This window comes from Marinobacter bohaiensis (assembly GCF_003258515.1).
GTDB lineage: Bacteria > Pseudomonadota > Gammaproteobacteria > Pseudomonadales > Oleiphilaceae > Marinobacter_A > Marinobacter_A bohaiensis.
The window spans coordinates 386,334-394,787 of record NZ_QGEH01000003.1 but is presented as its reverse complement, the minus strand read 5'-3'; the positions used below and the strand labels follow the sequence as shown (position 1 = coordinate 394,787).

Here is an 8,454-nt window from a genome sequence, read left to right as displayed (position 1 = left end):
ATGAAAACCGTCGACGATTACTGGCCTCAGCGTCTGTCCTGACCCGCCCTTTAACGGCAACACCTAGCCTTGGAATACAGGCCTGGATCGGTGTTTGCCTCTTGACGTGGGGAGTCATATCAACGCCCAATTAAGGTGTGACCCACGCAATCACGTTACTCAACATGGACGCCGTAAACACTGAACTAAACCTAAACCCAAAATGCCAGGCGTGGGGAATCACTCTTAAATTGTTTGTTATAAGCCGAACACACGGTACAACTTACTTCTTTACGCAAACTTTGAGAATGATGTACTTTTAGCTGGCGCAATTACGTAACTAATAGTCAATTCATCTTTATCATCACCATGCCTACATCTATATAGGACTTGTTCCACTTTTAACGCTAAATAATAACCATTAGTGTTCTGCAAAACTGCAATTTCACCGACCCGTAAACTAGAACTTCTTTCCTCAAGATAAAATGAAGGGTCAGTAGCATCAACAATGTCAGATATGTCTTTGAAACTCTCAGGAGCTATAGATAAGGAATGTATAGATTCAGGGTCGTTGTATATCCATATAGAGCCCGCACCACATCTAGACCAATACAATTCAAAAGCCATCTCTCCCTCACCAACCCAATAACGACCGTTATTAGCTGTCGGATTAACAGTAACTTTGGACTTTGTAGCAGGGTTACTAAAAGAAGCAGGCACATCAAAAGTAATTGGAGTTATGGGAGAAACTTCTCTAGCAAAGGGACTCGAACCTCTCTTTGGTCGTGGTTTTACGGATTTACCCCACAGGTTACTAATGAGCTCGCAGTAACTATTTTCGTAATCTGATGCCTCAAAGCTTAGATATAACTTGCTAGAAACAAACGTCGGAGTCATATTGGGTGAGTCATTATTAACAACTATAGGGATTACCCTGTTGCTTCCCAGATCTGCCATTATTTGAGCAGTAATTATCATTTTTTCATAACCGACACCACCACTACGCATGTCATTAGCTTTTTTTACATATGACTCCGTACATATTAAAACAACTCTATCTGCATCAGTTAGACCAGATTCCATAAAAAAGGGAAGATCATCGCCAACTCTCAAGTCCCATTGGTCTAATGTCACAGCAACTCCATTTTCTTCTAAACGTGTTGCTAGCGCTAGAACCCACGCTTTATGTTCTTCACTATCATGAGAGTAAGAGAAAAACACTTTAGGTACTTGCATAAAATTAACCTTAAACTATCTACTAAAATTTGACTTCCTAAGACGTATGCTCAACTAGGCTTATAACGCTTTTGTTTAGCGGCGCCCCGACAGGGGCGTCCGGTGGAGGCCGTAGGCCGGAACAAACTACAACAACTTGTTAGCTGCCATCTTCGGAAACAGGTTTTAATTCATATAGCTGCCCGTTTACTTGTTCTTTAAAAACACCTTTATCGATGAGCCTTCTAATTGCCTTTTGAGCCATTCCATTCGATATTCCTAGTTCCTGAGCAACGGTCTTGTGGATATGTCGTGGCCACGGTTGACCGGGAAGCTGTAACCTAACTTTATCGATAATTTCATCGGTTAGCTTCATTCCGCTGGAGGGAGCTATGCCTATTCTTTTCAGCCTTACCTCACCGTTGTGATAACGAACTAACCTATATTTAGCTTCGCATTGGTCACAAACCACATTTGAAATTGACCCAGGGAATGAGTTGAGCATGGTAGTAATCACTGACGAGCAATCTTCACAATTAATTTCTTCCGGGATATCTTTACTTACTTCGAGGTAGAAACTGCCCTTGCTCTCGTCATAAAGGGATACATATCTAGATTTACATTCACTACATTCAACTTTCTTTGCTGTATTCTTCTTTGCCCTTTGTCGGTAGCTCAGTTCCGATTCGCACTTGGGGCATTTCACAGATATATCTTTACGGATTGATTTTCTTGCAATCTTTGGTACCGGGCGCCTTCCAGAGACCTCATTTATCATTTTTGATAGGTCGTTTCGCAACGAAAGTAGTTGAACTTCTTTCTCTTTTTGACTTTGCTCAGATTGGCTTGCTTCTCTTTCCAATACTCTTTCAAGCCTATCGGTAAGCTCAAGAACGTATTCTTGTAGTTCCTGCTTTTCTTCCCTTTGTTCTTCTAGCTCTTCACCAATTACTCCCTGCCAATCACTTAAGGACGTATCATTTACAGACTTTAACATTGCCAGCATTTGTATAGCGCTTACTATGCGCTGTTCTCGACTATTGACTAGTTCTTGAATAGTTTCAAAGTCGCTGGCGTTAAGCTCTTCCTCTAAGAAAGCACTTAGTTGTGATAGCTGGTCAGATAGGTTTGTCACTTTCTCAGACGCTTTTAAGGCATAAGTTCTAAGGTTTTCTTGGTGGGACTCTTTTGCTTCCGAGATGGAAGTCCTGTGGATCGATTCAGAGTAAAGGAAAGAAACTATCCATGTGGCAAGAATCGATAGCAATGTGAGTATAGTGCTCATCAATCCTGTTTCCCGAGTCGTTAGAGTCGAGAAAGATAGAATTAGCAACACCGTTAACACGCCAATAACCAACAGGATCAACGCAATGCTTGCTACCGTTTTTGTTTTCATTCTACTCCGTACCTTTGATCTATGAACTGAGTAACAGCTAACAGCGATTAGACCGCGCTCCGCAATATCAAATAATCGTGCGTTCCAGATAACAACCGGGGCAACGGCCCGAACTAATAAAAAACCTATTTTAATCAGCACTTTAGGCCTTGCGCACAGATACCCCATGCAATATCGCGACTTCCGCATTCCATGATTTCCATATACCTGTACACACAACCGCACCGGAACACACGGGAAGGCTCGGAACTCACCACCAGAACGATCAGGAAGGAAAACGCAGAAAACAGAAAGGCAAACCTCATCCCTGATCACACCGCAGCCCCAGCGATATCCCACCGCCAGTGAGGCGCCCGTTTGGGCGCCTTTTATTCGAGTCTAGCGATCCAGCGCGGTGGCACCACCGCGTCTGACAAGCTTTTACAAATCGGGGATTGCGACAGGTCGTGTTAAATCAGAGATCGTCCGCCGTCGGTAGGGCATCGAACGCCCCGTAGCGGGATACGGCCACGGCGCCGCAGCGGCAGGCAAACTGGAGGTCTTTTTCCAGTTGGGCCTTGTTGGCGATCCAGCCGGTCAGGGTTTCGCGGGTGATGCCCTGCTCCGCCAGCCGGTGCAGCAGGCCGGCTACGAAGGCGTCGCCGGCGGCGGTGCTGTCGATCATGTCGGCGGGGACGGGGGCGATGTCGGTGGCGCCGCCGGGCCAGTAGACGTTGAGGGGGTTGCCGCCGTCGGTGACGAGGACGAGCTGGGCGCCGTCGTCGAGCAGGCGGGTGACGGTGGTCTGTTCATCACCGTAGAGGGCCTCCAGCTCTTCGCGGCTGAGTTTGACGATGTGGGCCAGGGCCATGGCGTCGGCGATGGTGTCGGCGGGTGTGGCGGTCTTGGGCCAGAGGTTGTGGCGGTAGTTGACGTCGAAGCTGACCAGGCAGCCGGCGTCCCGGGCCTGTTGCATGAGGGCCAGGGTGGTGTCGGCGATTTCCGGGTCGGTCAGGGTGTTGGAGCAGCAGTGGAAGATGGCGGGCGTGTCGAACAGGCCGTCGGGGACGTGTTCGATGCGGTACAGCAGGTCGGCGCTGCCGTCGCGGTAGAAGGCGAAGCTGCGTTCGCCGTCGGCGTCGAGGCTGACGAAGGCCAGCGCGGTCATGCCGGCGGCGGTCTGGTGCAGGGCGTGGGTGTCGACGCCGTAGTCGGCCATGGTCCGCACGAGCATGTCACCGAACATGTCCTTGCCCACCTGCCCCATAAAGCAGGCCTGGCCGCCCAGTTTGGCGACGCCGACGGCGACGTTGGCGGGGGCACCGCCGGCCTGTTCCAGGAAGGTGCGCTGGCCGTCGTCGCCCGGGCGGGCCAGCATGTCGATGAGGGCTTCTCCGAAGGCAATCACTCGCGTCATTGTTGTTCTCCGTGTTTGGCGCGTCCTGCACCGCGTTGAATTCGGCCCTTATCTTGCGCCGACGCTCACGGAAAACTCAAGCCGACCGAAGTCTGAGGCGACTCAAGGCTTGCTCCGAGACGCCTCAGCCAACCCTGGTCGGAGGCGTGCTGATATCGAACGCTGCGCCCTACCCCGGGCTCGGCCCCACTTCCTTGTAGGTCTCCACGCGATTGAGCCAGCCGGCCAGCCACTTGTCGCGCTCGATGGCCCGGGGCGCGTTTTCGGCACGCTGGGTCAGTACGTCGGCGGCGGCCTGGCGGAAGCGGGCCAGCGCGGTGCGTTTGTCGACTTCACCCATGCGTTCAAGCACCTGGCGCAAGCCCCAGCCCTGGCCGTCGTAGGCCTCGGAGGCCTTCAGGCCCTCGCCCTTGAAGTTGACGTAGTCGATCAGGGCGTAGACGCCGCCGGCGGTGTTACGCAGGTTGTCGATGCGCTGGCGCATGGCGTCGCGCTGGTCTTCGGGGGTGGCGTCGAGGATTTTCGACAGGGACTCCTGGGCGCGGCTGTACATGAACTCGGCCTGGACGTGTTTGGTCTCGTCCAGGAACCAGCGCAGGAACTCGATCTGCGGTCCGCTCTGCTGGTTGAGGAAGCTGTCCCGATCCGGCCAGGGCGCGTCCAGCGGGCTCATTTTGGCGAGCCAGTCGGGCATGTCGACGGACTCGGCCTTCATGAACTTGACCAGCGCCGGGAAGCTCTCGGCGTAGGGCTCGTCCACGCCCTTGGGGTACCAGATGAAGTGCCCGATGCCGAGGGACGGGAAGGCCTCACCCTCGTTCCAGTGCACCAGGCAGTCCACCTCGCCGGAACACTCGTTCTGGAAGATTTTGCTGGCGACCCAGTCCAGCTGTTTGTCGGAAAGGGACAGGTCGACGTTCGGCTTGCTCTGGGAGCAGCCGAAAACCGTCAGGACTGCCGCCAACGCCAGCAGTGAAAAAAGGGAACGAAAACGACTCACGGGATGATCCAGAAGCACTCGAAATGTTGGCGCTCAGGATAACGCAGGCGCCGCCTGGAATCGGCTTATCGATATGTCATTTTAGGCCGCCCCGGCGCGCTTGAGGTAGGTCATTGAGGCTCTGGCAAAACCGGTTCGGAGTCGTCGTCCCTGGTGAGGAAGGAACGCCAGATTTCGTGGGTCCGGGCGCGGGTCAGGCGCGTTTTACATTGCGCAAATTTCACACTACCCAGGGTGGAATCGCTCCAGACGTGAAACAGGGAATCACAGTGTTTGGTGCGGTATTCGTCCCAGGTTTTCTGGGCGGCGTTGATCAGGCGGTGGTTGGACGGTGCCTCGTCGTAGCGGTCCAGAGCCGCCTGCAGGTATTGCTTCATTTCCTCGTTGGCCGATTCCAGCTCCATGGAAGCGCAGCGGGTCATGTCCATGGTGGTCAATGGGTTCTCGCAGTCGTCGTCCGCTGCCAGGGTCAGTCCGGCGTACGCCATCATCATCAGGGCGATGAGCAATCGCATGGGGTCGTCTCCGTTTTGGGTCAGTGTGGGTTCGTCGATCTCGAACCGCGTGAGTGAGGGGCGCCGTTCGTCGGCACGCATGGAATCGGAAAACCGCCCCAATGCGCAAGCGGTTCTCAGCGTGCCGGATGCCCCGGATAAACTTTCTGCGCCTCAGGGCGGCGGTAGTGTCGGAACGCCGCCACCTCCCAGGGACGCATCGCCAGGATCAGGCTGACGCCGTAGCGCTGATCCAGCGGCAGGGATAAATCTTCCCGATGACAGTTGCGAAAGTCCAGCGCCAAACGTCGGAGTTTCTGCTGCATGACGTCGTTCGAACGCGGCGAGAGCATGCCGTTGAGGAACAGGCGCAGCTCCCCTGGCCGGTTGAAGCGGCACTGGAAGAAATCCCCCTGCACCTGCTCCTCGAAATAGGTCTGGATCGGCCCGTTGCGCTGCCACTGGAAATCATGGCTGATCAGCGGCTTGATGCGGTTGCCCGGCAGCAGATCGATCAGGCCCATGCGGTCCAGTTGCGCCAGCCGGCCGATCACCTGGTGCTCGCTGAGGGTATAGGCCGCCAGGATGTCCTCGAAGTGCCAGCGGTTCAGCGCGCAGATCGCCACCAGCAGCAACGGGATGTCGGACACCAGTTCCTGCTCTTGCTCGCGGGTCAGGCGGTCGATGCGGGTTTCCGGCTCCAGGCGGCGCATCAGGTCGCTGATCTCCAGGCCCAGCAGGGCGCAGATCTGGTCCAGCCGCTTGAGGGAAAACTGGCGCTCGGCGAATAGGCGCTTGACGCTGGCTTCCGACAGGTCGAGGGCGTCGGCCACCTGCTGGTAGGTCAGGCCGTGTTCCTTCAGGGCGCCCTTGAGGGCGTCGACAATAGCGGTGGTCTGGGCCATGAGGATCCCTCTCTCATCTCTCTGTTGCTGCCTGGCCGTCGCGGCGCCCGGCAATCGCTCCGGCGAAGCCCCCAGTTTAAAGCAACGTATCGCCCTGCAATACCCACCATCGACGTAGACGCTACTTTTTGGCTTTTGCTGGTTGCCCTGCCCGCCTGCCACCAGAGTGGACTCCAACGCGGCACCGATGCCGCAGACCCAAAAAGAAGCGAATACTGGAGGCACACATGGATAACGAACTGAGCAGTAACTCCACCGGCTGGCTGTTTTTCGTAAAGGCGTCCTTCGCCATCGCGCTGGTGGCCACCGGTGTAGGCATCGTCTTCACCCCGACGGATCTGCTGGTGAAAGGCTACATGGCGATCTGCGCGCTGTTCCTGGTGAGCACCACCATCACCCTGTCCAAGACCATGCGCGACGAGCACGAGAGCCAGCGCATCCACAACCGGCTGTCGGAAGCCCGGGCCCAGCAGATCCTGAAAGAGTACGGGGAGTAACGTCATGATGCTCTGGAGAAAAGTCGGCACCCTGTTCCGCGCCTCGGCCCACGAGCCGGTGGAGAAACTGGTGGACGCCAACGCCCTGCGCATCCTGGCGCAGGAGCTACGGGAAACCGAGGACGCCATGGTCGGCGCCAAGCGTGAGCTGGCCGGGCTGATGGCGGAATCCAAACAGCTGCAACGCAGCAACGAGCGCCTGGCGCAGACCATCACCGAGCGCGAGGGCCAGGCCCGGCACGCGCTGGAACTGGATGAGGAAGCACTGGCGACGGAACTGGCCGAACGCATCGCCGAGGACGAGAACCTGCTGGCCGAACAGCGCCGCCACGCCGACTACCTGGCGGCGCAGGAGAAAACCCTGCGCAAGCGCCTGCAGGACGCCGGCCGCACCCTGCAGCATTACAAGCGCGAACTGAGCCTGGCCAAAGCCAACCACAACGCAGAGAAGGTGCTGAAAGAACTGGGCAGCCACACCGCCGGCCTGCACACCCACATGAGCGACCTGGCCGCCTCGGTGGATCGCATCAAGGCCCAGCAGGAGCGCACGGCGGACGTGAACGACAGCCTGCAGGAGCTGGCCGAAGAGGAACTCGGCAGCCACCTGGACCGCAAGCTGGAAAAAGCCGGAATCGACAACGGGAAGCACGATGCCAAAGCGGTGCTGGCGCGGTTGCGGGCGAAGGACGCGCCGCAGGCGACGTGAGGCGATGGATGGTTGGGTAAGGGCTCACTCTGGTGTGAGCCCCTGGCCGCCCGGCCGGGCGGCTCGGAAACTGAAGTTTCCGCTACATGGATGGTGCTAACGCCAGACGACAGACAGCCCGCTCTCCCTGTACCAGACACTTCAGTTTATGAGGCGCCGCCAGGCGACCGGACGATGAATCCTCGATCAGCCTGTTTACTCCGCCCGCTTTTCCAGCGCCGCTACGTGGGCCAGCACTACCTCTTCCGCCATGTCCACCAGCTCTGGCGGGAAGCGGTCGCCGCAGTCTAGGCGTCGCAGTAGCGGTGTGCGGCCGACCAGGAAGAAAACGATCTGCCCCACCAGCGTGTGGGCTTCGAGGATCACGCGGGTTTCGGTGGGGTCGCGGCCCATGAGCACGGCGATCAGCGTGGTCAGGTGGACGTGCCCCAGCAGGAAGGCTTCCTGATAGAGAATATCGTAGGCGTCGGTGGGATTGGCCTGTTCGCGCATCACCATCATCAGCCAGCGGCGGGCTTCCTCCTCCTGGCTGAACAGGCGCACCATGCGCCGCACCAGGCCGCTGATCAGCTCCCGGGCGGCGTCGGGGTCGATGTTACTGACATCCGCATGGCTGACTTCCATGCCCTCCAGTTCGAACACCACCCGCAGGCGCCGGGCGATGTGGCGGGCGATGGCCAGGTAGAGCCCCTGTTTGTTGCCGAAGTAGTAGGCGATGGAGCCGATGTTGGACTGGGCCGCCTCGGCGATCATGCGCGTGGTGGTGCCCTTGAAGCCGAACTGGCCGAACAGGTCCATACCCGCCAGGATCAGCTTGCCGGCGGTCTCGTCTTCCAGTCGCGTTTTTTCAGTCACAGCTTCGGATC

At 56.6% G+C, this 8,454-nt stretch carries 9 protein-coding genes; 2 read left to right on the top strand and 7 right to left on the bottom strand.

The genetic code is table 11. From position 1 onward, the window contains the following. Positions 1-270: 270 nt before the first annotated feature. The 6 genes from DKK67_RS16640 to DKK67_RS16620 all read right to left on the bottom strand — a co-directional run bounded on the left by DKK67_RS16640 (position 271) and on the right by DKK67_RS16620 (position 6,385). On the bottom strand, positions 271-1,215 hold the full coding sequence (locus DKK67_RS16640; RefSeq protein ID WP_111497622.1) for a toll/interleukin-1 receptor domain-containing protein: 945 nt from the start codon (positions 1,213-1,215) through the stop codon (positions 271-273). A gap of 139 nt (positions 1,216-1,354) precedes the next feature. Next, the gene (locus DKK67_RS21640; RefSeq protein ID WP_162628859.1) at positions 1,355-2,590 is read right to left on the bottom strand and encodes a hypothetical protein; all 1,236 of its coding nucleotides are present in this window, start codon (positions 2,588-2,590) and stop codon (positions 1,355-1,357) included. 454 nt (positions 2,591-3,044) lie between these two features. After that, a complete protein-coding gene (locus DKK67_RS16635) occupies positions 3,045-3,986 on the bottom strand; it encodes a carbohydrate kinase family protein (protein WP_111497621.1) in 942 nt (313 codons plus the stop codon). A 169-nt stretch (positions 3,987-4,155) separates the two neighbouring features. After that, positions 4,156-4,986, bottom strand: coding sequence for a hypothetical protein (locus DKK67_RS16630; protein WP_204355858.1), 831 nt, complete (start codon positions 4,984-4,986; stop codon positions 4,156-4,158). A gap of 110 nt (positions 4,987-5,096) precedes the next feature. Continuing rightward, positions 5,097-5,501 carry a lysozyme inhibitor LprI family protein gene (locus DKK67_RS16625; protein ID WP_162628858.1) on the bottom strand — a complete coding sequence of 135 codons (405 nt, stop codon included), beginning with the start codon at positions 5,499-5,501 and terminating at the stop codon, positions 5,097-5,099. Between the two features lie 116 nt (positions 5,502-5,617). Then, positions 5,618-6,385, bottom strand: coding sequence for a helix-turn-helix domain-containing protein (locus DKK67_RS16620; protein ID WP_111497619.1), 768 nt, complete (start codon positions 6,383-6,385; stop codon positions 5,618-5,620). A gap of 227 nt (positions 6,386-6,612) precedes the next feature. Between DKK67_RS16620 and DKK67_RS16615 the strand changes: the two genes are divergently transcribed. Together DKK67_RS16615 and DKK67_RS16610 are read left to right on the top strand one after the other, a co-directional pair. Further along, positions 6,613-6,882: a YiaA/YiaB family inner membrane protein gene (locus DKK67_RS16615; protein WP_111497618.1), complete on the top strand. Its 270-nt coding sequence runs from the start codon at positions 6,613-6,615 to the stop codon at positions 6,880-6,882. Between the two features lie 4 nt (positions 6,883-6,886). Then, the gene (locus tag DKK67_RS16610) at positions 6,887-7,588 is read left to right on the top strand and encodes a PspA/IM30 family protein (protein ID WP_111497617.1); all 702 of its coding nucleotides are present in this window, start codon (positions 6,887-6,889) and stop codon (positions 7,586-7,588) included. Between the two features lie 195 nt (positions 7,589-7,783). Here the strand turns inward: DKK67_RS16610 and DKK67_RS16605 are convergent, their stop codons facing one another. Further along, the gene (locus DKK67_RS16605) at positions 7,784-8,443 is read right to left on the bottom strand and encodes a CerR family C-terminal domain-containing protein (protein WP_111497616.1); all 660 of its coding nucleotides are present in this window, start codon (positions 8,441-8,443) and stop codon (positions 7,784-7,786) included. Positions 8,444-8,454: the final 11 nt, after the last annotated feature.